This is a genomic window from Pseudomonas sp. SO81, from assembly GCF_030374125.1.
Taxonomy (GTDB): domain Bacteria; phylum Pseudomonadota; class Gammaproteobacteria; order Pseudomonadales; family Pseudomonadaceae; genus Aquipseudomonas.
The window spans coordinates 3,014,629-3,038,630 of sequence record NZ_CP126126.1 but is presented as its reverse complement, the minus strand read 5'-3'; the positions used below and the strand labels follow the sequence as shown (position 1 = coordinate 3,038,630).

At 66.3% G+C, this 24,002-nt stretch carries 19 protein-coding genes and 1 tRNA gene; 14 read left to right on the top strand and 6 right to left on the bottom strand.

Annotated elements, in window-relative coordinates:
- The first annotated feature begins 30 nt into the window (after positions 1-30).
- Entirely contained in the window at positions 31-1,977 is a 1,947-nt protein-coding gene (locus OH686_RS14195) for an HD family phosphohydrolase (protein ID WP_289533414.1), read from the top strand.
- A 34-nt stretch (positions 1,978-2,011) separates the two neighbouring features.
- Here OH686_RS14195 and OH686_RS14190 read toward each other — a convergent pair whose 3' ends face one another.
- The 3 genes from OH686_RS14190 to OH686_RS14180 are packed head-to-tail and all read right to left on the bottom strand — an operon-like array spanning position 2,012 to position 5,267.
- Positions 2,012-2,911 carry a M48 family metalloprotease gene (locus OH686_RS14190; RefSeq protein ID WP_289533412.1) on the bottom strand — a complete coding sequence of 300 codons (900 nt, stop codon included), beginning with the start codon at positions 2,909-2,911 and terminating at the stop codon, positions 2,012-2,014.
- A gap of 14 nt (positions 2,912-2,925) precedes the next feature.
- The gene (locus tag OH686_RS14185) at positions 2,926-3,429 is read right to left on the bottom strand and encodes an SH3 domain-containing protein (RefSeq protein ID WP_137974739.1); all 504 of its coding nucleotides are present in this window, start codon (positions 3,427-3,429) and stop codon (positions 2,926-2,928) included.
- Positions 3,426-5,267: an adenylate/guanylate cyclase domain-containing protein gene (locus tag OH686_RS14180; protein WP_289533410.1), complete on the bottom strand. Its 1,842-nt coding sequence runs from the start codon at positions 5,265-5,267 to the stop codon at positions 3,426-3,428. Before OH686_RS14180 ends, OH686_RS14185 begins: the two co-directional genes overlap by 4 nt.
- Positions 5,268-5,683: 416 nt before the next feature.
- Here OH686_RS14180 and OH686_RS14175 point away from each other — a divergent pair, with 416 nt between their 5' ends.
- From OH686_RS14175 to OH686_RS14115, 13 genes are all read left to right on the top strand, one after another.
- A complete protein-coding gene (locus OH686_RS14175) occupies positions 5,684-6,457 on the top strand; it encodes an ABC transporter ATP-binding protein (RefSeq protein ID WP_137974737.1) in 774 nt (257 codons plus the stop codon).
- A gap of 13 nt (positions 6,458-6,470) precedes the next feature.
- Complete coding sequence (locus tag OH686_RS14170; protein ID WP_192399950.1) at positions 6,471-7,223, top strand: ABC transporter substrate-binding protein; 753 nt, start codon at positions 6,471-6,473, stop codon at positions 7,221-7,223.
- Positions 7,224-7,278: 55 nt separating this feature from the next.
- A complete protein-coding gene (locus tag OH686_RS14165; RefSeq protein WP_289533408.1) occupies positions 7,279-7,971 on the top strand; it encodes an ABC transporter permease in 693 nt (230 codons plus the stop codon).
- Entirely contained in the window at positions 7,971-8,660 is a 690-nt protein-coding gene (locus OH686_RS14160; protein WP_289533406.1) for an ABC transporter permease, read from the top strand. Before OH686_RS14165 ends, OH686_RS14160 begins: the two co-directional genes overlap by 1 nt.
- Before the next feature lie 71 nt (positions 8,661-8,731).
- Positions 8,732-9,937 (top strand): methyltransferase, encoded by a 1,206-nt coding sequence (locus OH686_RS14155; RefSeq protein ID WP_289533405.1) that lies wholly within the window; start codon positions 8,732-8,734, stop codon positions 9,935-9,937.
- Between the two features lie 329 nt (positions 9,938-10,266).
- Positions 10,267-11,889, top strand: a complete 1,623-nt coding sequence (locus tag OH686_RS14150) for a methyl-accepting chemotaxis protein (protein WP_289533404.1) — start codon at positions 10,267-10,269, stop codon at positions 11,887-11,889.
- Positions 11,890-11,896: 7 nt separating this feature from the next.
- The gene (locus tag OH686_RS14145) at positions 11,897-12,403 is read left to right on the top strand and encodes a chemotaxis protein CheW (protein ID WP_289533402.1); all 507 of its coding nucleotides are present in this window, start codon (positions 11,897-11,899) and stop codon (positions 12,401-12,403) included.
- Positions 12,400-13,656, top strand: a complete 1,257-nt coding sequence (locus OH686_RS14140) for a CheR family methyltransferase (RefSeq protein ID WP_289533400.1) — start codon at positions 12,400-12,402, stop codon at positions 13,654-13,656. Before OH686_RS14145 ends, OH686_RS14140 begins: the two co-directional genes overlap by 4 nt.
- Positions 13,649-14,302 (top strand): chemotaxis protein CheW, encoded by a 654-nt coding sequence (locus OH686_RS14135; RefSeq protein ID WP_289533399.1) that lies wholly within the window; start codon positions 13,649-13,651, stop codon positions 14,300-14,302. The genes OH686_RS14140 and OH686_RS14135 overlap by 8 nt, the downstream gene beginning before the upstream one ends.
- Entirely contained in the window at positions 14,299-16,554 is a 2,256-nt protein-coding gene (locus tag OH686_RS14130) for a hybrid sensor histidine kinase/response regulator (RefSeq protein WP_289533398.1), read from the top strand. Before OH686_RS14135 ends, OH686_RS14130 begins: the two co-directional genes overlap by 4 nt.
- Positions 16,551-17,561: a chemotaxis response regulator protein-glutamate methylesterase gene (locus tag OH686_RS14125; RefSeq protein ID WP_289533397.1), complete on the top strand. Its 1,011-nt coding sequence runs from the start codon at positions 16,551-16,553 to the stop codon at positions 17,559-17,561. The genes OH686_RS14130 and OH686_RS14125 overlap by 4 nt, the downstream gene beginning before the upstream one ends.
- A 17-nt stretch (positions 17,562-17,578) precedes the next feature.
- Positions 17,579-18,610: a diguanylate cyclase domain-containing protein gene (locus OH686_RS14120; RefSeq protein ID WP_289533395.1), complete on the top strand. Its 1,032-nt coding sequence runs from the start codon at positions 17,579-17,581 to the stop codon at positions 18,608-18,610.
- Between the two features lie 69 nt (positions 18,611-18,679).
- A tRNA-Thr gene (locus tag OH686_RS14115) sits at positions 18,680-18,755 on the top strand.
- A gap of 195 nt (positions 18,756-18,950) precedes the next feature.
- Here OH686_RS14115 and OH686_RS14110 read toward each other — a convergent pair.
- From OH686_RS14110 to OH686_RS14100, 3 genes are read right to left on the bottom strand one after another with little or no spacing between them, the layout of a single operon-like run.
- Positions 18,951-20,150: a glycosyltransferase family 4 protein gene (locus tag OH686_RS14110; protein WP_289533393.1), complete on the bottom strand. Its 1,200-nt coding sequence runs from the start codon at positions 20,148-20,150 to the stop codon at positions 18,951-18,953.
- 49 nt (positions 20,151-20,199) lie between these two features.
- A complete protein-coding gene (locus tag OH686_RS14105; protein WP_289533391.1) occupies positions 20,200-22,740 on the bottom strand; it encodes an acyltransferase family protein in 2,541 nt (846 codons plus the stop codon).
- Between the two features lie 6 nt (positions 22,741-22,746).
- Complete coding sequence (locus OH686_RS14100) at positions 22,747-23,964, bottom strand: glycosyltransferase family 4 protein (protein WP_289533389.1); 1,218 nt, start codon at positions 23,962-23,964, stop codon at positions 22,747-22,749.
- Positions 23,965-24,002: the final 38 nt, after the last annotated feature.

Genomic DNA, 24,002 nt, shown 5'->3' with positions numbered 1-24,002 from the left:
GAGTCGGCGCGCCGCCGAGGGTAATCAGTGATGACAGCCAGTTTTACGGTGGGGCATAGCCCACTCTTTGCCGATTCCAGCCTGCATACCCGCCTCGGCCGCGCGGGCGTGACACTGCGCTGCGTGGCGCGCGCCGACGAGGTGCAGGCGGGCCTGGAAGTGCTGCTGCTGGATGCCAGCCTGCTGCGCGCCGACGACCTGAGCGCCTGGCAGGCCTGCGGCGCCAGCCTGGTGGCCTTCGATGCGCCAACCGGGGTGCTGCCGCTGCCATCCGCCGCCAGCGAGGACGAACTGATCGCCCTGCTCGGTTTCGCCGCCGAACAATTCCGCCTCAAGCAGAAGACCGACCAACTGGCCGCCGCCCTGCAGAACAAGGATGGCGACCTGCAGAAACTGGTCGATGTCGGCCTCGCCCTGTCCGCCGAGAAGGACCTGGAGCGCCTGCTGAGCAAGATCCTCACCGAGGGCCGGCGCCTGTCCAACAGCGACGCCGCCTCGCTGTTCCTGGTGGACAAGAAGGGCGACCAGCCGCAGCTGCTGTTCAAGCTGACCCAGAACAGCTCGATGCCGACCCGCTTCCAGGAACAGCGCATGCCGCTGACCAAGGCCTCGATCGCCGGCTATGTGGCGCTGACCAGCACCGAGCTGAACATCGCCGACGCTTACGCCATTCCCAGCGACGCGCCCTACCGCTTCAACCGCTCGTTCGACATGCAGGTTGGCTACCGCACCATGTCGCTGCTGGCCATTCCCATGCTCAACCATCGCCACGAGGTGGTCGGCGTGCTGGAGTTCATCAACTGCCAGAACGCCCAGGGTGCGGTGATCGCCTTCGACGAGGTGATGGCCGCCTCGCTGCGCGCCCTGGCCAGCCAGGCTGCGGTGGCCATCGAGAACCGCCAGCTGCTGGACGACATCAGCCAGTTGTTCGACGGCTTCGTCCAGGCCTCGGTGTTCGCCATCGAGCAGCGCGACCCCACTTCCGCCGGTCACTCGTTCCGCGTCGCTGACCTGTGCATCGCCCTCGCCCGCCAGCTGCCCATGGCGCCGCAGGCCCACCTGCGCAACCAGGCGCTGGGCGACGAGAGTCTGCGCGAGCTGCGCTACGCCGCGCTGCTGCATGACTTCGGCAAGGTCGGCGTGCGTGAGCATGTGCTGACCAAGGCCAAGAAGCTGCCGGAGCCGGTGATCGACAACCTGCGTTACCGGGTGGCGCTGGCCAAGGAGAGCCTGCAGAACCAGACCCTGCGCCGCATGCTGCAGGCCTACCGACAGTACGGCGCGCTGGACGAGCAACTGCGCCTGCAGTGGGAGACCGAGCTGGCCATGGAGTGCGAGCGGCTGGACCAGTACCTGCGCGACATCCTCAAGGCCAACGAGCCGAGCGTGCTGACCGAGGGCGACTTCCACCACCTGCAGGAGATCCAGGGCCATGTGGTGAAGAGCCACGACGACAGCCTGATCGGCCTGCTGTCGGAGAGCGAGTTCTGCGCCCTGGCCATCCGCCGCGGCAGCCTGACCCAGGACGAGCGCGCGGAGATCGAGCGCCACGTGGTGCATACCCGCGACTTCCTCAAGCTGATTCCCTGGACCCCGGCCCTGCAGGGCATCCCGGAGATCGCCGCGGCGCACCATGAGAAGCTCGATGGCAGCGGTTATCCCAAGGGCCTGTCAGGCGAGCAGATTCCCTGCGGCTCGCGGATCATGACCATCTGCGATATCTACGACGCGCTGACCGCCTCGGACCGCCCGTACAAGCCGGCGGTGCCGGTGGAGCATGCCCTCGACATACTCCAGGCCGAAGTGAAGAGCGGCCTGCTGGACGGCGATCTGGTCAAGGTGTTCATCGACTCGCGCTGCTACCTCAACCCGACGCAGACGCCCGCCCTGGCGGCACCCGTGGCGCCCCAGGCCGGTGCGCCGGCGTATGCCCATCACGTCTGCGACTACGAGCCCTGCGACAAGCACCAGCACTGAAAAAAGGGCGGCTCATGGCCGCCCTTGTTCATGCTCACTTGGCCGACAGCGCCTTCTGGTAGCGCGGCTCCAGGGTCTGCTGGCTGCCGCCGGCGGCGGCCTTGTCCAGGTACAGGTAGGTGGGTTCCAGCTGCTTCAGGCGGTCGCCGATGTTCGGGTGCACCTTGAGGAAGGTCACCAGGGTGGCGTCGTCCTGCTTCATGGTGCCCAGGCCCTGCAGCACGTTGGCCAGGCCGTAGGGATCGTAGCCGGCACGCGCGGCGATCACCGCGCCCATCTCGTCCGCCTCGTACTCGTCGCCGCGATCCAGGCCGCGGGTATAGAGGTTGGTCACCAGCTGGTCGAACTTCTGGGTGGAGACCGGATCGCTGCTGGCAGGAGCGCTGGAACTGGCCTGGCTGGCCTGCAGGGCGAAGCGCGAGACGTTGGCCAGCAGGCCGGCACCGGCCTTCTGCTTGATCGCGTCCAGGTGGTGCTTCTGCACCACGTGCGCCACCTCGTGGGCCAGCACGCCCGCCAGCTCGGCCTCGCTGTTCATCTGCAGCAGCATGCCGCTGGTGATGAACACGTAGCCGCCGGGCGCCGCATAGGCACCGACCACACTGCTGTCGAGCACGCCGAAGCGCCAGGGCAGGTCGGGGCGCTCGCTGTTCAGGGCGACCCAGCGACCGACCTGGTTGACGTAGGCCTGTACGCCGGCGTTATCCAGCAGCGGCGCCTGCTTGAGCAGCAGCTCGGCGGTGCTGGCACCGATCACCAGCTCTTCGTCCTGGGTCTTCTCGCCCATGTCGCTGAGGTTGCGCCCGGCGCTGGCCAGGGGCGACAGGTCGACACCCTGGATCTGCACGCCCTCCAGGGCCTGCAGGCTCTCGCAGGCGGGCAGCGCGGCGCAGATGGCAGCGAGCAGGGCGGTACGGCAAAGGATCTTGTGCATGGCTCGGCTCCGGCTCACTGGGGATAGGCGATGGACTGGCTGCGCAGGCCGCCCTGCTGGGCGAAGGCGCGGGCGCTGCCCGGAGTCACCGCATAGCGATCGAGCTGCTGCAGGGACAGGCTGCCGGAGCCGCCGCCAGCGCCACCGACCTGGTCGTCGCTGATGCCACGCACGCCGGTGGCCACGCCGCTGGCCGGCTCCACCGCGGTGCTGCCTTCCAGCAGCGAGCCGATATTGCCGCCCTTGGCGCCGGCGGACTTGTCGAAACGCACCGCCAGCAGCGCCACCCAGCCCTGCTGGCCGGCGCCGGTCTGCACCTGGTACCAGCCGCCCTGGCGCTTGAGGATGCTCACCCGGGTCTGCGCCGGCAGCTGTTGCAGCACGGCGGCACTGGCCGCGCCGCCATCGCGCAACGCGGTGGCCTCGACGGTGATGCCGCTGCGCACTTCGGCCAGCGCCACGGCGCTGCCCAGCCAGCCCGCCAGAATCAGCAGGGCAGCGGTAAGGGTACTTCTCATAGCGTCTTTCTCCTGGGTTCGAAGAGGGTCACCGGCTCGACACGGCCCTTCACCTGGAAGTCGCCGTGGGGAATGAACTCGAAGGCATCGCCGCAGGCCTGCCTGGTGGCGGCCGATACCAGCAGGCGCGCGCGGCCCTTGGTCAGCCCCTCGATGCGGCTGGCCAGGTTCACCGTGTCGCCAATGGCAGTGTAGTCATAGCGCTTGCTGGTCCCGACCATGCCGACCACCGCCGGTCCGGTGTGCAGGCCGATGCCGATGTCGAAGTCCGGGTGGTCGAAGTCGCGCTGGTAGCGTTCGACGTTGTCGATCATCTCCAGCGCCGCGTTGACGGCATCGACAGCCTGGTTGGGGTTGTCCTGCGGCGCGCCCCAGAAGGCCATGATGGCGTCGCCGATGAACTTGTCGAGGGTCGCGCGGTGCTTGAACAGCACATCCACCTGGCCGCCGAAGTAGTTCTCCAGGATCTGCATGATCTCCTGGGCACTGTGGCGCTCGGACATGGTGGTGAAGTTGCGGATATCCGAGAACAGCACGGTGAGCTGGCACTCGCGACTGGCCAGCAGCGCCTGCGGGTCCTCGCGGGCCACCAGCTGGGCCACCACCTGCGGGTCGAGGAAGCGGCTGAACATGCTGATGGTATTGGACAGCTGCTGCCGACGCCGGCGGTAGAACACCGCCAGGGCCAGGGCCAGCAGCAGCCACAGCGCCAGCAGGCTGGGCAGCACGTTGAGCAGCACGCCCTGCAGTACCAATAGATAGGAGCCGAGCAGCAGCGCCAGGCTGGCGCCCAAAGTCAGCAGGCTGGCCGGCAGCAGGCGCTCGCGCAGCAGCAGGAGCTGCAGGCCCAGCAACAGGGCGATGCCCAGCAGCGCCATGGACCAGGCCGGCGCCGCCTGCAGCTGCTGGCCGTTGAGCAGGTTGTCGATGCCGGTGGCGAGGATGAACACCGCCGGGTAGAGATCGTCCAGCGGGGTGCGGCGCAGGTCGTAGAGGCCGGCGGCGGTGGTGCCGATCACCACTATCTTGCCGGCGAAGTAATCGGCGGGCAGCTGGCCGGCCTCGCCCCGCGCCTGGGCCAGGGCTGCGGCGAAGGGGATGCGCGGATAGGGCACCCGCGCGTCGCTGCGCCAGTCGAGCAGGAAGCTGTCGGCGGCCGGCAGAACCACGCCGCGGTCCTGCGCTACCCGCGCCGGCAGCGAGGGCATGCGCCAGTCGCCGAAGCGCCTATAAATGTCGTAACGGCGGCCGACGCCATCGGCATCCTGGGTGAAGTTGATGGTGCCGGTCTTCCAGTGCGCGGGGTCGATGGCGCGGGGCAGCAACAGCACGCCGCGCTGCTGCGGGTCGCCGCCCGGCAGTAGGCCGGTGGTTGGTGGGTAGGAAGCCAGCAATGGCGCCTTGGCCGGGTCGCTGGCCTGCTGCTGCAGGGCGGCCAGGTAGACCCTGTCGCTGCCGGCCAGCACCTCGCCGAAGTAGGCATCGGCGTCGGGGTGGAAGCGGTCGGCCTCGCTGAACAGCACGTCGAACACCACCGCCTCGGCCTTCTGCGCCAGCAGGTGCTCCAGCAGCTCGGCGTGCACCGAACGCGGCCAGGGCCACTTGCCGGCCTCGCCGACCAGGGCCTGCAGGCTGGTGTCATCGATGTCGACCACGACGATGCGCGGGTCGGGCGCCTGCAGTGCGGCGCGCTGGCGGATCAGCCAGTCGCCATGGACGTTGCTCCAGCGCTGCACCGGGGTCCACAGGTGCAGCAGCGGCACCAGCAGCAGGACCAGGGCACAGACCAGCCAGAGACTGGCCCGAAAGGCCCTGGATGACTGCGGCGCCTGCGACATGGAGCAACTCCCTGGAGATTGGTCGAGCTCGACCCGATCCCCTGGGGAGCTGCGCAGACTCTAGCAAGAAGCGCCCCACCCTGGCCATTCGCCAGCGCCGCGCCCTTCACCCGGCCGGGGTGCTCCAGTACACTGCGCGCCCGCGCCGTCCGGCCCCCGGAACGAATCCAATACAGTCAGGGTATCGGGCTTTTGTCTCCGCTATCCCGCCACGTCGCGAGCGACGGCGCAGACGGCTCCCCCGGCGTTTTTGTTTGGGCGCGACACACAACTGTCATGATGCGACACCGCGCCACGACCACGGTTGGTGGGGCCGGCACCCGGCTTGGCGCTCCGTCGACGCTATGCTAGGTTCAGCCGCACGCTAGGAAGGCGGCCAGCAGCCGGAGCGCATCCGCATAACAAGAGGACACCCCATGGCCGAGGCAACGCCCGCGCTGGAAATCCGCAACCTGCACAAACGCTACGGCGAGCTAGAAGTGCTCAAGGGCATCTCGCTGACCGCCCGCGACGGCGACGTGATCTCCATCCTCGGCTCCTCCGGGTCCGGCAAATCGACCTTCCTGCGCTGCATCAACCTGCTGGAGAACCCGCACCAGGGCCAGATTCTGGTGGCCGGTGAAGAACTCAAGCTGAAGGCCGCGAAGAACGGCGACCTGATCGCCGCCGACAACAAGCAGATCAATCGCCTGCGCAGCGAGATCGGCTTCGTGTTCCAGAATTTCAATCTGTGGCCGCACATGACCATCCTCGACAACATCATCGAGGCTCCCCGTCGCGTGCTCGGCCAGAGCCGTGCCGAGGCCACCGAGGTGGCCGAGGCGCTGCTAGCCAAGGTCGGCATCGCCGACAAGCGCCACGCCTACCCGAATCAGCTTTCCGGCGGCCAGCAGCAGCGTGCCGCCATCGCCCGCACCCTGGCCATGCAGCCCAAGGTGATCCTGTTCGACGAGCCGACTTCGGCCCTCGACCCGGAAATGGTACAGGAAGTGCTTAACGTGATCCGCGCGCTCGCCGATGAAGGCCGCACCATGCTGCTGGTCACCCATGAGATGAATTTCGCCCGCCAGGTGTCCAGCGAAGTGGTATTCCTTCACCAGGGCCTGGTAGAGGAACAGGGGTCGCCCGAGCAGGTCTTCACCAACCCGCAATCGGCACGCTGTAAACAATTCATGTCCAGCAATCACTAACGGAGCAACACGCATGCAGAACTATAAGAAGATCCTGCTGGCCGCCGTCGCCACCCTGGCCTTCGGCACCCAGGCAGTCGCCGCGGACAAACTGAAGATCGGCACCGAAGGCGCCTACCCACCCTTCAACCTGATCGACGCCAGCGGCAAGGTCGGTGGCTTCGACGTGGAGATCGCCCAGGCCCTGTGCGCCAAGATGGGCGCCGAGTGCGAAGTGGTCACCTCCGACTGGGACGGCATCATCCCGGCCCTGAACGCCAAGAAGTTCGACTTCCTCGCCGCCTCCATGTCGATCACCGAGGAGCGCAAACAGGCGGTCGATTTCACCGAGCCCTACTACACCAACAAGCTGCAGTTCATCGCGCCGAAAAGCAGCGACCTGAAGGCCGACAAGGCCAGCCTGAAAGGCAAGGTCATCGGTGCACAGCGCGCCACCATCGCCGGCACCTGGCTGGAAGACAACCTGGCCGACACCGTCGAGATCAAGCTGTACGATACCCAGGAAAACGCCTACCTCGACCTGTCCTCGGGCCGCCTCGATGGCGTGCTGGCCGACAAGTTCGTCAACTGGGAATGGCTGAAGAGCGACGCCGGCAAGGACTTCGAGTTCAAGGGCGAGCCGGTATTCGACAACGACAAGATCGCCATCGCCGTGCGCAAGGGCGACCCGCTGCGCGAGAAGCTGAACACCGCGCTGAAGGCCATCGTCGAAGACGGCACCTACAAGCAGATCAACGACAAGTACTTCCCGTTCAGCATCTACTGATGCGTCCGACCGCCGCCGCCCTCGGGCGGCGGCCGTCATTCTGCAGTAGCCTCCCATGACCCTCGACCTGCACGGCTTCGGCCCCGCCCTCGCCGCCGGCACGCTGGTGACCATCCAGCTGGCCCTGTCCGCCCTTGCCCTCGGCCTGGTGCTCGGACTGCTCGGCGCATTGGCCAAGACTTCTCCGAACAAGTTCCTGCAGGGACTTGGCGGTATCTATTCGACCATCGTTCGCGGCGTCCCCGAGCTGCTCTGGGTGCTGCTGATCTATTTCGGCACGGTCCAGGGCCTCGCCGCCCTCGGTGAATTCCTCGGCGTCGGCAGCCTGGAATTGAACCCCTTCGCCGCCGGCACCATCGCTCTCGGCCTGTGCTTCGGCGCCTACGCCACCGAAGTGTTCCGCGGCGCCATCCTGGCCATCCCCAAGGGCCACCGCGAGGCCGGCATGGCGCTGGGCATGTCCAAGGGTCGCATCCTGTGGAAGCTGATCCTGCCGCAGATGTGGCGCATCGCCCTGCCCGGCCTGGGCAACCTGTTCATGATCCTGATGAAGGACACCGCCCTGGTCTCGGTCATCGGCCTGGAAGAAATCATGCGCCGCTCGCAGATCGCCGTGACCTCCAGCAAACAGGCCTTCACCTTCTATATGGTCGCCGCCTTCATCTACCTGGGCCTGACCGTCATCGCCATGATCGGCATGCACTTCCTCGAGAAGCGTGCCAGCCGCGGCTTCGTCCGGAGCACCTGATGAACTGGGAAGTGATCGTCAAATACCTGCCCAAGCTGCTCGAAGGCGCCGCACTGACCGTCGAACTGGTGGCCTTCGCCGTGCTCGCCGGGCTGGTTCTCGCCCTGCCCATGGGCATCGCTCGTGCGTCGCGGCACTGGTACGTGCGCGCCCTGCCCTACGGCTACATCTTCTTCTTCCGCGGCACGCCGCTGCTGGTACAGCTGTTCCTGGTCTACTACGGCCTGGCGCAGTTCGACGTGGTGCGCCAGGGTCCGCTGTGGCCGTACCTGCGTGATCCGTACTGGTGCACCGTCATCACCATGACCATGCACACCGCCGCCTATATCGCCGAGATCCTGCGCGGCGCCATCCAGGCCGTGCCACCGGGCGAGATCGAGGCGGCCCGCGCGCTGGGCATGTCGCGCGCCCAGGCGATGCTCTACATCATCCTGCCGCGCGCCGCACGCATCGGCCTGCCGGCCTACAGCAACGAAGTGATCCTGATGCTCAAGGCCAGCGCCCTGGCCAGCACCGTGACCCTGCTGGAGCTGACCGGCATGTCGCGCACGATCATCGCCCGCACCTATCTGCCGGTAGAGATCTTCTTCGCCGCCGGGGTGTTCTACCTGGTCATCGCCTACGTGATGGTGCGCGCCTTCAAGCTGCTGGAACGCAAGCTGCGCGTCGACGCCTGCCAGGGTCGCTGATGCTGCGTAATCCCTCTCCCGGCCACGGGAGAGGGATAGAATGCTCGACCTCTTCCCTGCATCCGCACTCCATGATCCTCACCGGCCCCGCCCTGCGCGAACGCTTCCAGGCCCTGGACGACTTCCTCGTCGCCCACCAGCACCTGTGGCGCCCCAAGCCCTTCTCCTGCCTGACCCTGCCCTGGGAGGCCGAGCATCCCGAGCTGGGCGCCTGGCTACGCGGGCGCAGCCTGGAGCAGGCCGAGGCCGAGCACAACTTTCCAGAGCGACTGGAGGCGCCCGCGCCGTTTCCCCAGCTGGCCAGCCGCGCCGCCGAGCTGAGCGAAGTCGGCGAGCTGCCCGAGCATGAGCTGGGCGCACAGCAGGCGCGACTGGATGTCGACGTACCCGGGCGCAAATGGCAACAGATCGAGGCCTTCGCCAGCCGCCTGCAGTTCCGGCATGCACCGACGCACTGGCTGGACTGGTGCTCCGGCAAGGGCTATCTGGGTCGCCTGCTGGCCCAGGGCGGCCAGCGCCTGACCTGCCTGGAGTACGACGAACAGCTGGTAGCCGCCGGCCAGCACCTCAGCCAGCGGCTGCATATGGACGTCCAGCACCTGCTGCAGGACGTGCTGGCCGATGACACCGACGAGCGCCTGAGCGCCGACCACAGTCCGGTGGCCCTGCATGCCTGTGGCGACCTGCACGTGCGCCTGCTGCAGCTGGCCAGCGGCGCCGGCTGCCGCCAGCTGGCCGTGGCGCCCTGCTGCTACAACCGCATCGCCACCACGTACTACCACGCGCTATCCGAGCCGGCCCGACAATCGCGGCTGCAGCTGTCGCTGGACGATCTGCGCCTGCCCCTAGCGGAAACCGTTACCGCCGGCCAGCGCATGCGCCGCAAGCGCGACCAGTCCATGGCTCGGCGCCTGGCCTTCGATCTGCTGCAGCGCCAGCAACGCGGCGTCGACGACTATCTGCCAACGCCCTCGCTGCCGGTGAGCTGGCTGAGCAAGGACCTGCCCAGCTACTGCCGCTACCTGGCCGAGACCAAGGGTCTCGAGCTAGCCGGCGATATCGACTGGGCCGCCCTGGAGACCGGCGGCTGGCAGCGACTGGCCGAGGTCCGCAACCTCGAACTGGTCCGCGGCCTGTTCCGTCGCCCGCTGGAGATCTGGCTGCTGCTCGACCGCGCCCTGTATCTGCAGGAGCAGGGCTACCAGGTGCGCCTGGGCACCTTCTGCGCCCACCAACTGACGCCACGCAACCTGCTGCTGCTCGCCGAACGCAGCTGAGCGTCATCCACAGAAGCTGTGGATAACTCTGTGCGCAGTTTCTGCAGAACTCGCTGCGAAGCCGGCCGCATGGGCCTTGGCAAAGTCTGTAGATTTTTTGATCACCAACAAAAAACCCTTAAAAAACATGCCGTTATGAAAAACACGGGGGGTACTGCACAAAATTCGTGCGGCACGCCAGTGGCCCAGCTCTTCTTTGTGCATAAACATATTGCCGTTGATAGCCAGGCATGCTCGTGGCTGCGCGCCATGCTCCGCTCCCTTGTATACAGCTGCTATACCTGAACAGGGTCGAACCTCAAGGCCGGCGTCGCCCTTCAGGAGCAAGAATGAAAAACTGGACTCTTCGCCAACGTCTGCTCGCCAGTTTCGCCGCGCTCATCGCCATCATGCTGCTGATGGCCGGCATGGCTTACGCCCATCTGCTCAGCATCGAACGCAGCGAACATAAGCTGCAGACCGACGCCCTGCCCGGCCTGTACTACACCGACCGTATCCGCGGCAGCGTGGCGCACAACCTGCTGCTGGCCCAGCAACTGCTGAACGTCGCGCCGAGCAGCGAGCAGGGCAAGGCGCTGCTGCAACAACTGCGCGAGCAGGACGGCGCGCTGCAGGAGCTGCTGGCCAAGTACCAGGCCAGCACCAGTAGCCAGGAGGATCAGAGCATCTTCGCCAAGTTGCAGGCTCATCTGCACGAATACGAGGCGCAGAAGAAGCAGCTGATCGCCCTGTACGAAGGCAACCAGTTCGACCAGGCGCGCCAGCTTATGCAGCACGAACTGCTGGCGAACGGGCAGCACGGACAGGGTTTGCTGGACCAGCTGGTAGAACTGAACCACAACAGCGCCGACGCGTTGACGGCCGGCATAGTGGCCTCGGTGTCCCGCGCCGAAACCAGCATGTTGCTCAGCCTGCTGCTGGCGGTGCTGGCGGCCCTCGCCTGCGGTTACCTGCTGATGCGCGCCATCCTCGATCCCCTGCAGCAGGTGCTGGCCGCCCTGGCGCGCCTGCGCGATGGCAATCTCGGCACCCGCCTGACCCTGGCCCGCCGCGACGAGTTCGGCGCCCTGGAAACCGGCCTCAATGACATGGCAGAAGCCTTGTCCGCCCTGGTGGCGCAGTCGCAACGCTCGGCGATTTCGGTGACTACCTCGGTCACCGAAATCGCCGCCACCTCCAAGGAGCAGCAGGCCACCGCCACCGAGACGGCGGCCACCACCACGCAGATAGGCGCCACCTCGCGGGAAATCGCCGCCACCTCGCGCGACCTGCTGCGCACCATGGGCGAGGTCTCCAGCGCCGCCGAGCAGGCCGCCAGCCTGGCCGACGCGGGACAGAACGGCCTGACCCGCATGGAGGACACCATGCACCAAGTCATCGCCGCCGCCGAGTTGATCAACACCAAGCTCACCAGCCTCAACGAGAAGGCCGGCAACATCACCCAGGTGGTCACCACCATCGTCAAGGTGGCCGACCAGACCAACCTGCTCTCGCTGAACGCCGCCATCGAGGCGGAGAAGGCCGGCGAGTACGGCCGCGGCTTCGCCGTGGTGGCCAACGAGGTGCGCCGCCTGGCCGACCAGACCGCGGTGGCCACCTACGATATCGAACAGATGGTGCGCGAGATCCAGTCGGCGGTGTCGGCCGGAGTGATGGGCATGGACAGGTTCTCCGAGGAGGTGCGCCGCGGCATGGCCGACGTGCAGCTGGTGGGCGACCAGCTGGCGCAGATCATCCAGCAGACCCAGGCCCTGGCGCCGCGGGTATCGATGGTCAACGAGGGCATGCAGGCCCAGGCCAGCGGTGCCGAACAGATCAGCCAGGCTCTGGTACAGCTGGCCGAGGTCACCGGACAGACCGTCGACTCGCTGCGCCAGACCAGCAGCGCCATCGACGAGTTGAGCCAGGTGGCCAGCGGCCTGCGCGCCGGGGTCTCGCGCTTCCAGGTGTGAGGCTGCCGTGTCCACACTCCATCGCCACAGCGCGCCGGCCCGCCAACAGCGGCTGTTCCTGTTGTTCGCCGTCGGCGCCGAACGCTACGCCCTGGACGTGCGCGAGGTGGCCGAGGTCCTGCCGCTGCGGCGCCTCAGGCCGGTGCCTGCAACCCCGGCCTGGGTCGCCGGGCTGCTCGCCCACCGCGGCACGCTACTGCCGGTGCTCGACATCAGCCAGCTGCTCGGCGGGCAGCCCGCCACCCAGCGCACCAGTACGCGCCTGGTGCTGGTGCATTACCAGCCGCGCGACAGCACCGAGCGGCACCTGCTCGGCCTGATTCTGGAGCGGGCCGCCGAGACGCTGCGCTGCGCCCCGGAGGAATTTCGCGCCTACGGCCTGGACACTCCAGATGCGCCCTACCTGGGGCCGGTCTACCAGGACGCCCGCGGCCTGGTGCAGTGGCTGCGGGTGGCCGACCTGCTGAACGCCGAGGCCCGCGCCCTGCTGTTCCCCCCGGAGAGGACGGCATGAACGGCGAGCAACGCTTCTGCGACTTCCTCAAGGCACATATCGGCCTGGACGTCGGCTCGGTCGGTGCGCCCGTGGTGGCCCGCGCCGTGGCTCAACGGGTGGCCAGCGGCGTGGCGGCCGACAACGACGGCTACTGGGAGCTGCTGAAGCAGTCGAAGCAGGAACAGGTGGCGTTGATAGATGCCGTGATAGTCCCGGAGACCTGGTTCTTCCGCTACCCCGAATCCTTCGCCGCCCTGGTGCGCCTGGCCCGGCCGCGTTTGGAGCGACTCGCCGGCGCCCGCCCGCTGCGCATCCTCAGCCTGCCCTGCGCCACCGGTGAGGAGCCCTACTCCATCGCCATGGCCCTGCTCGATGCGGGCATCGCCGCGCCGCTGTTCCGCATCGACGCCCTGGATGTCAGCCAACGGGTGATCGAACGGGCCCAGCGTGGGCTGTACGGCAAGAACTCCTTTCGCGGCGAGGACCTGGCCTATCGGGCACGGCACTTCGCCAGCAGGGACGATGGCTACCTGCTGCATCAGGCCGTCCGCGACCAGGTGCGCTTCCGCTGCGGCAACCTGCTGCAACCCGGCCTGCTCGCCGAGGAAGCGCCCTACGATCTGCTGTTCTGTCGCAACCTGCTGATCTATTTCGATCAGGCCACCCAGGAGCAGGTGCTGGAAGTGCTCAAGCGCCTGACCCGCCTGGACGGCGTGCTGTTCATCGGCCCGGCCGAGGCCAGCCTGTTCTCGCGCCTGGGCATGCAGAGTCTGGGCATACCCCAGGCCTTCGCCTTCCAGCATCCCAGCGAGCCGACCAACCCCGCGCCCACCGCCACCCTGCGCCCGCTCCCAGCCGCAGCGCCGACAGTGCAACGAACGCCGCGCCCCGTACCGGCACCCCGCCGCGCGCCACGCCCAGCACCACCAGCACCGCTCAGCGCGCCTACCGCAGCGCCGCCCGATGACGAGCTGCGTATTGTCGCCGGCCTGGCCGACCAGGGCCGTCTGAGCGAGGCGCGCCAGCGCTGCGAACAGTTGCTACGCGCCCAGGGCCCATCGGCCGACCTGTTCTACTGGCTGGGCCTGCTCAGCGACGCCGGCGGCCAGGCGCGCGAGGCCCAGGACTACTACCGCAAGGCGCTCTACCTGCAGCCGCAGCACCGCGAGGCGCTCAGCCACCTGGCCACTCTGCTCGCCGCACGCGGCGACCTGGCCGGGGCCCGGCGCCTGCAGGAGCGCGCCAACCGCGGGGTGAACGGCGATGGCTGAAGCGCTGAACGACTGCTGGAACCGCATCGGCGTGCGCGGCGACAAGTCCTGCCCGCTGCTGGTCGAGCATATCCACTGCCGCAACTGCCCCGTCTACGCCGCCGCGGCCATCCACCTGCTGGATCGCTATGCCCTGCAACGCGACGACGGGGAACAGGCCGAAGCCGCCAGCGAAACGGCCGTGGCCACTCGCTCGCTGCTGGTTTTCCGCCTGGGCGAGGAATGGCTGGCCCTGGCCACTCGCGTGCTGGTGGAGGTGGCGCCACAGGCCCCGGTGCATGCCCTGCCGCATCAACGCTCGCGGGCGCTGCTCGGCGTGGCCAACGTGCGCGGCGCCCTGGTGGCCTGCCTGTCGCTGGTCGAGCTGCTCGGCCTGGAGCCCGGCGCAGCCGCGCCACTAGCGCCCGGCAGCAGGAGCGGCGCCCGCCTGCTGGTACTGGACGCGCCCGGTGGCCACCTGCTGGTCCCGGTGGACGAGGTGCAGGGCATTCATGCCTTCCCCCTGGATCAGCTGGCCGCGGCGGCGCAGGACAATCGCCTGGACCCGACCAAGTGCAGCCGCGGCGTGCTGCAGTGGCAGACGCGCAGCCTGCGCCTGCTGGACGAGGAGCAATTGCTGCAGGGCCTGCTCAGGAGCCTGGCATGACGCCCGACGAGATGAGGGACGCCTCGCTGCTGGAGCTGTTCCGCCTGGAGGCCGAGGCGCAGACCAGGGTGCTCGGCGAGGGCCTGCTGGTGCTGGAACAGGAGCCGACCCGGGCCGACCAGCTGGAGGCCTGCATGCGCGCCGCCCACTCGCTCAAGGGCGCGGCGCGCATAGTCGGTATCGACCAGGGCGTGAGCGTGGCGCACCAGATGGAGGACCTGCTGGTGGCCGCCCAGGAGGGCCGCCTGCGCCTGGGCGCCCAGCAGATCGACGCGTTGTTGCAAGGCAGCGATCTGCTGCTGCGGATCGCCAGCACGCCGGGCAGCGTGACCGAAGCCGCCGTGGAACGCACGCTCGCCTGCCTGGAAGGCCGCGCCGCAGCGCAGCCGCCAACGCCAGAAGCAGAGCCAGCCCCGGCGCCCGCCGAGCCGGCACCACCCGCCCCGCCCGAGCCGCCGCCTGCTCCTGCAGCCAGCGAAGCCGTGCGAACCAGCGCAGCCGCCGCGCTGGACAGCGACGAGCGCGTGCTGCGCGTGACCGCCCAGCGCCTCGATCATCTGCTCGACCTGTCCAGCAAGGCCCTGGTCGAGGCCCAGCGCCTGCAACCCCTGCTCGCCGCCCTGCAGCGCGGCCGGCGCCTGCAGGGCCATCTCGGCCGGGCCCTGGAAAGCTTCGAGGAGAGCCTGCGCAGCGGCGCGCCACCGAACCTGGCGGCCTTCGCCGAGATCCGCGGCCTGCTCGGCGAATGCCAGCAATTGCTGGAGCGCCAGGGCAACGAGCTGGACGAGTTCGCCTGGCAAGCCGGCCAGCGCGCCCAGCGCCTGTACGACAACGCCCTGGCCTGCCGCATGCGCCCCCTGGCCGACATCCTCGGCGGCCAGGCGCGCATGCTGCGCGACCTGGCACGCAGCCTGGGCAAGCAGGTGCGCCTGCAGGTGGAAGGCGACAAGACCCAGGTCGACCGCGACGTACTGGAACGCCTGGAGGCGCCCCTGGTGCACCTGCTGCGCAACGCCCTCGATCACGGCATCGAGTCGCCCGAGGCACGGCTTGCGGCGGGCAAGCCGGCAGAAGGTCTGATCAGTATCCGCGCCCGCCAGCAGGCCGGCCTGCTGCTCCTGGAGATCGCCGACGACGGCGCCGGGGTCGACCTGGAACGCGTGCGGGCGGCAGTGACCCAGCGCGGCCTGTCCAGCGCCGAGACCGCCGCCCAGCTCAGCGAGGAAGAGCTGCTGAGTTTCCTGTTCCTGCCCGGCTTCAGCCTGCGCGAGCAGGTCACCGAGGTGTCCGGCCGCGGCGTCGGCCTGGATGCCGTCCAGCATGGCCTGCGCCAGCTGCGCGGCGGCGTCGAGCTGCAGCAGGTGCGCGGGCGCGGCTCGCGCTTCCTGATCGAAGTGCCGCTGACGCTCTCGGTGGTACGCAGCCTGGTGGTGCAGATCGGCGACGAGGCCTATGCCTTCCCGCTGGCGCATATCGAGCGCATGGTCGAGATCGAGCCGCAGGCCATCGTGCAGCTGGAGGGCCGCCAGCACTTCAATCACGAGGAGCGCCCGATCGGCCTGGTAGCCGCTAGCCAGCTGTTGCAGCGCCCGCCGGGCACGGCACAGAAAGAGCGCATCCCGCTGGTGCTGATCGCCGCGCGCGAGACCCTGTACGGCATCGCCGTGGAGCGCATTCTCGGCGAGCGCACCCTGGTGGTCCTGCCGCTCGACCCGCGCCTGGGCAAGGTGCAGAGCGTCAGCGCCGGCGCCCTGCTGGACGACGGCACGGCGGTGCTGATTCTCGACGTCGAGGACCTGCAGCGCTCCCTGGACAAACTGCTCAACAGCGGCCGCCTGGAGCGTATCGCCCGCGGCGCTGGCGATGCCGGCGCGGCGCGCAAGCGGGTCCTGGTGGTGGACGACTCGCTGACCGTGCGCGAGCTGCAGCGCAAGCTGCTGGCCAACCGCGGCTACGAGGTGGCAGTAGCGGTGGACGGCATGGACGGCTGGAACGCCCTGCGCGCCGAACACTTCGACCTGCTGATCACCGACATCGACATGCCGCGCATGGACGGCATCGAACTGGTCACCCTGCTGCGTCGTGACCACCGGTTGCAGTCATTGCCGGTCATGGTGGTGTCCTACAAGGATCGCGAAGAGGACCGCCGGCGCGGCCTGGAAGCCGGCGCCGACTACTACCTGGCCAAGGCCAGTTTCCATGACGACACCCTGCTGGACGTGGTGGCCGAACTGATCGGAGAGCCGCTATGAGGATCGCCATAGTCAACGACATGCCGCTGGCCGTGGAGGCCCTGCGCCGGACCCTGGCCCAGGCTCCGGAGCACCAGCTGATCTGGGTCGCCGGCGATGGCGCGGAGGCGGTGCGGCGCTGCGCCGAACAGTTGCCCGATCTGCTGCTGATGGACCTGCTGATGCCGGTCATGGACGGCGTCGAGGCGACCCGACTGATCATGGCGCAGACCCCCTGCGCCATTCTCCTGGTGACCACCGACAGCGAACGCAACATGCCCCTGGTATTCACCGCCATGGGCCACGGCGCCCTAGACGTGGTCGATACCCCGGCCCTGGGCGGCGCCGATCCGATGCAGACGGCGGCCCCCCTGCTGCGCAAGATTCACAACCTGAGCCTGCTGATGAACAGGCACGAGACGCAACCGCCGCCGTCCCCGGCCAAGCCGCTGCCGGTCGAGGCCTGTCGACGCCTGGTCGCCGTGGGCGCCTCGGCCGGCGGCCCGGCGGCCCTGGCCGTGATGCTCAAAGGGCTTGCCCCCGGCTTCCCGGCGGCCATGCTGCTGGTGCAGCACGTCGACGCGGTGTTCGCTCCCGGCATGGCCGACTGGCTGAGTCAGGAGTCCGGCGTGCCGGTGCGCGTGGCCCGTGACGGCGAGGCACCACAGCCGGGCGTGGTGCTGCTGGCCGGTAGTGACCAGCATATCCGCCTGCTGCCGAACGGCCTGCTCGGCTACGGCATCGAGCCCGACGACTACTCTGTACATCGTCCGTCGATCGACGTGTTCTTCGACAGCGTGGCCCGTAATTGGCGCGGCGAGGCGGTGGGCGTGCTGCTGACCGGCATGGGCAGCGACGGCGCCAAGGGGCTCAAGCAGCTACGTGAACGCGGCTTCACGACCATCGCCCAGGACCAGCAGAGCTGTGCGGTCTACGGCATGCCCAAGGCAGCCGCGGCACTGGGCGCGGCCAGCGAGATCCGCCCGCTGGACGGCATTGCGTCACGATTGCGGGATATTTTTTCCTGAGTGCAGGCGAGGGCCCTATGAGCGAACTGGACGAACAGACCCTGCTGGCGACAGTGGACGAGAATGCCGCCATGGTGCTGCTGGTCGATGACCAGGCGATGGTCGGAGAAGCGGTGCGGCGCGACCTGGCCGACCAGGAAAACATCGACTTCCATTACTGCGCCGACCCGCGGCAGGCCATCGATCAGGCCATCCAGATCAAACCGACGGTAATCCTCCAGGACCTGGTGATGCCCGGCATCGACGGACTGAGCCTGGTGCGCGACTACCGGGCCCACTCGGCGACCCGCGACATTCCGATCATCGTCCTGTCGACCAAGGAAGATCCCAAGGTGAAGAGCGCCGCCTTCGCCGCCGGGGCCAACGACTACCTGGTGAAACTGCCGGATGCCATCGAGCTGATCGCCCGGGTGCGTTACCACTCGCGCTCCTACCAGACCCTGCTGCAGCGCGACGGTGCCTATCGCGCCCTGCGCGAGAGCCAGCAGCGCCTGCTCGATACCAATCTAGTGCTGCAGCGGATGATGAATTCCGACGGCCTGACCGGGCTGTCCAATCGCCGCCACTTCGACGAATACCTGGGCATGGAATGGCTGCGCGCCCAGCGCGAACGCTCGCTGATCTCGCTGTTGTTGATCGATATCGACTACTTCAAGGGCTACAACGACGATCTCGGCCACCTGGAGGGCGACGAACTGCTGCGCCTGCTGGCCTGCATCCTGCGCGACAACATCACCCGCCCCGCCGACCTGGCCGCCCGCTATGGCGGCGACGAGTTCGTCGTGGTCCTGCCGGGCACCGACGCGGCGGGCGCCAAGGTGGTGGCGGAGAGAATCCGCGAGGCCATCGAGGCCCGCCATATTTCCCACAACTACCCGGCACGCGGCTCCTTCGTCACCCTCAGCGTCGGTGGCGCCACCCTGGTACCCAAGCACAACGAACCCAGCCACCTGCTGATCCAGCTCGCCGACCAGGGTCTCTACTGCTCGAAGAACCAGGGCCGCAACCGAGTCAGCATGCTGGTGCGCCCCACTTCCCCGGACGATTGATCGCCACGGCACAGATTCATGCGGTCCGGTTTACAGGGTCGAAGCAATGGCTATAATGGCGGCCCCTTCGCCGGTATAGCTCAGCTGGTAGAGCAACTGACTTGTAATCAGTAGGTCCCGGGTTCGATTCCTGGTGCCGGCACCATAAAGATGAATTAGGCTCGCAGCGATGCGGGCCTTTTTCTTTTTGGTATCGAAGGTTATTCAGCGCCCATCGCTAGCCGGCTACTTGCAACGCTAGCGTGTAGTGCCTGGCCGCTTGTCGCGTAGCGCCAGCGCAGATAGCGCTCGACATGAGTGAGCAGGCAATCCATCCCTGACTGCAATCGAACGCGACTTCCTATGCTGGCTCGCGCATACAGGCCAGCACGTCCTGCGCCATGTTCTGCATGATCTTTTGCCGCGAGAAACTTCGAACGAAATCATCTCGCGGTGTAGCGGCCAAAGACAATCGCTCCAGAGCGCTCAGTGCGCCGTCCACATCGCATGGCGCAAAAACAGCGGCATTGTGGATCTCGCGCGCTATGAACTCGACGGCATATCCGGCAACCCCGGCCCAAACGGGCTTGCCGGTGGCGGCATACTCGAACAGTTTGGATGGCAGAACGCGCTTGAAGGCTGGGAAGTCATTTAGGTGCAGAAACAGAACATCGGCCTCTCGGTAAAGCTCCAGCAGCCGCACTCGCGCGACCGGCGGAAGCAGCTCTACGTTGTCGGAAGACTCCGTAGCCCGGAGGGCATCAGATAGCGCCTCAAGACGCCCCCCAGCGCCCACGACACGAAAATGCGCCCGGCCGCGCAGGCGTCTAGCCAGCTCCGGCAGAATCAGATGCATGCCCTGCCCATCGCCGAGGTTTCCGGCATACAGCACTTGTAGCGGCTTGCCATCAAGGCGAGCCGAGGGCACCCCAACAGAGGCCGCAAAGGCCTCAAAGACCGCATCCACGCCATTGGAATAAATAGAGAACTGCTGTGCCGGGTAGCGCGGTTGGAAATACCCGAGAAAACCGTGCGAGACCAAATTGACTCGCTGCGCGCGCTCCACGGCCCAGCGCTCAAACGCACCGAAAACCCAACCCAAAGGCATAGCCACCGGGGCCGGAAATAGCACCCCGAGGTTCTCGACGAAGATGTCTCTGATATCCAGATAGAGGCGCGTGTGCTTGCGGTAGGCCACCCACGCTCCCAGCACGGCAGTCATCAGGCGCGAGGAAGTAGCCACCACCAGATCATATTCATTGGCGGCTGTCAGCCGGTTCACCTTTCGCACGTAACGCCAGAAAGACACCGCCTGACCAATGAAGCCGCGGCGCATCTGCGGCAGGTGAATACGCCGCACGTACAATCCCGGAGACTCCTCCACCGAAACGGTTTCAAAGCTGTGGTCGGAGTAGCGATTGGGCTGCGTCGTCAGAACTTCAATCTGTACCTCATCCCCTGCCTGCTGCCGCAATGCCTGCACTAGGGCACCAGCGCGGAATGACCCTGCCGACAGATCAGGCGGATAGAAGAAGGTCAGCAGCAGTATTCGTTTAGGCATCAGGTCTCAGCCCACCTGCGCATCGAAAGCACCACTTAGGCATAGCCCATCAGTCCTTAGTGGGCGCCATGGCCCAAGCGATATCGTGGACGACGACAGCTCCCTCTGCTGCCGCATCGTAGCGCCCCAGCACCTTCCCGACCGCTGGATAAATGGACATTTCCAGCGCATCTAGTCCAGGTGGCAACTCATACTGAGCCTGCAATCTCCACTTGCCATCCGAGGCACTCACATTCGCCTCGACAGTACCGCTCTCCCCTCGCTTGGACAGCTGGGCAGAGGCACAGTCCAACATCACATCGTATTGGCTTTGCTGTTCTCCCTGTCGCGCCCGCAGGCGCAACAGCGGCGCGCCCGAGCAGGAAGCCAACGTCAGCTGCACGCGAATCGGAGCACCTTGTTGCAGCTGCAGCAACTCATCTGCCATGAAACTGTAGCGATAGGCAGAGAAGGCCGCCGAGCTGGCATCAGCCAGATGCATACCTTCAGTACGCTGTTCGTACTGGACATTCCCCCGCCATTGCCCACCAAGCATTGAGTTCCAGCTCGTTATTGGAACGCTGAAGACTGCCTTATCACGCTCCAGCAATGTCTTTTCCAAAGACTGTGCCCCCACCGCAGGTATACCGCTACCGAGGCGAGCAAAGAAATCCGGTACGCCTTGCTCTCGTATAATCCTTCGGCCTACAGCCCAGGAGCCTTCCATACTCAAATGGCTGTTATCGAAATACACTAGGCGCCCATCGAGATAGGCGCTGCACTTTCCGCCTGGACACAGTTGCTCCCGCGGATCGAAGAAGTAGACGTTGTCCCGGGCCGCGGCTAACGCTGACAGCCGGGTATTAATTGGCAGCACACCGGGGCGCTCGGCACTACTTTCGTTGCACGTAAGCATCGGCAGCTTCAGTGCCTTCTGCAGGCACTTGCGATTGACCGCCACGAAGTTCGGTACATTGGCCAGGATGATCACCTGCTTGCCCTGCCCGACCAACTGATCGACCGTCGCCTCCAGATCTGCGAGGAAACTGTCGCTATTGCGCGCATGAACGGCCCAGGCAGCCCCCAGGATCACCGTGGAGTAGTCATGCAAGTACTGGCGGACCACATCGATGGAGGCCAAGCAATTTTCCAGCCGCTCTGGCTTCTGAGTGGCTTCTGCGCCTTGCAGCAAAGGAGGACAGCTGCTGTGTGCTGCATTCCGGAAGGAGATGCCACTTGCCTCAGCGAAGGCTCCCAGCATGCCCACATAGTGAGCCGCATTGGAGTCTCCCCACAGCAGCACCGACCGCGCCTGCTCTGCATTGACAATACAGGCCTTGCTCTGCAGCTCCGCCTCACTCAAACGAGGGCGCTGACAAACATAAGGATAGGAATAGGCAGCCGGCGCGGGGCTCAAGCGCTTGATATCCGCCCGATACTGCGCATCGAAACCGTAGAGACCGAAACCATCACTCCATAGGATGGCGCCACAGAGCAGCGACAAAGCTGCAGCGTTGATCGCGACGAGCTGCCACATCACTTTGGAGAAACTCCAGCGCAGTCGCCGGCAAGGCTTCTCGACCCAACGATAGCTCGCGACCGACAGCAACAGCATCAGGCCGAACAACAGCACTCCGGCCAACGGCTCGACGATGCCGTAGGCGTAGCGGTAGAAGGCCAGCACCGGCCAGTGCCACAAATACAGCGAGTATGAAATCAGCCCTACCAGCACCAGCGGACGCAGGGCCAGCAACCGGCTCACACCCACGCCCCTGCCACTGCCAGCCCAGATCAGCAGAGCTGCACCCAGGGTAGACGGCAGAGCGTTGACCCCAGGAAACCCCATGTCCTCGGTGATCCAGCCCAGGCTGGCAATGATCAGGCAGGCCCCCACCGCGCCGAGCAACAACCGGGCCCAGTTGCCCATGACCGCATGTCCACGGCTCAACCAGATGGCCAACAAGGCACCCACCATCAGCTCGCCGGCTCGAGTCGGCAGCATGTAATAGGCAAACATAGGTTCTTCGGGGATCAGCACCTCCGCCAGCACGAAGGACGCGAACATCAGCAACAGTGTGGCCGAAAGCAGCCAGCGCCGAGTAAAACGCGTCAGCAGAGCGAGCAGGATGACCGGCCAGAACAGGTAAAACTGCTCCTCCACTCCCAGCGACCAGAGATGCAGTAGCGGCTGCAGATTGCTGTCATCGGCGAAGTAGCTGGTATCGAGGAAATAGGTGAAATAGACATTGGCGGCAGAAAATACTGCGGCCAGGGACGAATAGCTCAGCGCGCTAAGGTCTTCGGGCAGCAGCACAGAATGCCCGACCAGCAGAGCGACCAGCAGCACCACAAACAGCACCGGCAGGATGCGCAGCGCACGCCGCCGATAGAACTCGGCCCAAGAGAAGCCCCGGGCCGAGCCAGCATCCTTGATGATGTTGCCGGTGATCAGGAAGCCGGAGATGACGAAGAAGATATCGACCCCGGCAAAGCCTCCGGGTATCAGACTGGCATCGATGTGGAACAGCACCACAGCCAGCACCGCGATAGCACGCAGGCCGTCGATATCCGGGCGATAGTTGGCTTGGGCGTCGTGGGCAAGAGTCGTCATGGTCGCTTAGCTTGCAGAGGGTTTCGATTGGCCGAGGATTCGGCGGTACAGCTCTACCAGCAGGTGCTCCTGCACTTCCCAGCTCAAAGCAGGCGCCGCCGCACGGGCGCAACTAGCATGATGAGCACGCAACTGGGCGTCGCCGACCATGCGGCGCAGTGCATCAGCCAGCGCCTCGCTGTCGCCCTCACGCACCAACAGGCCCAGGTCATGCTGGCGGACAATACGACGAATCTCCGGCAGATCCGAGGCGATCACTGGCAGGCCAGCCTGGACATACTCAAACAGCTTGTTGGAGTCGGTGGTGTAGTGATTCAGGCAGGTATTCTCGATTGGCTGCACGCCGATATCGGCCGAGGCGGTATAGGACGGCAGGTCGGCAAGCGCGACGGTCGGAATGAAACGCACCCGGTCCTCGACTTGTAGCTCTTGGGCAATGTTTCGCAGGCTGCCGGCCAGACGCCCTCCGCCGACAAAGACGAAGTAAGCGCCCGGAACTTGTTCTGCAATGCGCGCCAGGCGTTCCAGCCCTCGCCCCTGCTGCACCCCCCCTTGGTAAAGCACGATAGGCCACGGCTCGCTCAACCCCAGCTCCTCACGGATGCGACTGGAGAATTGGGGCAACTGCTCACGCGGGCGGTTCTGCAACACCAGAGGGCGGGAAATGCCGTAGGCTCTGGCAAAGAACTTGGCACGCGCCTCGGTAGTGGTGATGGTCCCATCGGCGCGTGGCATCAGGAGCTTCTCAACTATGGCCACCAGTTTGCGGAAACTGGTATAGCCCTCACGACTGGTACTGATCTCGTGAGCGTCATAGACCAGCCGCGCACCCGACAATCGCGCTGCCAACCAGGCAGTAGGCAAGGTATTCACATCGTGTGAGTGCACCACGTCGGCGCGCAGGCGCACCATGTGGCAGAGCAATGCCAGATGAGTCCAGGCACGCGCAACGATGCGCAGCAACTGCATGGCAGGCCCCATGCGCCCGATACGACCGTCGGCAACCGTTACTGCAGGAGCCCCTGGGGCTGCAGTTCGACGCAGACGCCAGAATGGACTACGAGCCACCCGCACCACCTCAACGCCGGTAGAAACCACCTCGCGCTCCTGAGTCACGCCCGGCGCATGCAGCGCATGCACAATGACGCGATGCCCAGCTGCGGTCAGGCTCTCTGCCTCCTTGAGCACACGAGCATCATTGCGAAACTCATTCCAGACAATCATTGCAACGCGTGCCAAACAACCCCCTAGGCCATGGCCCG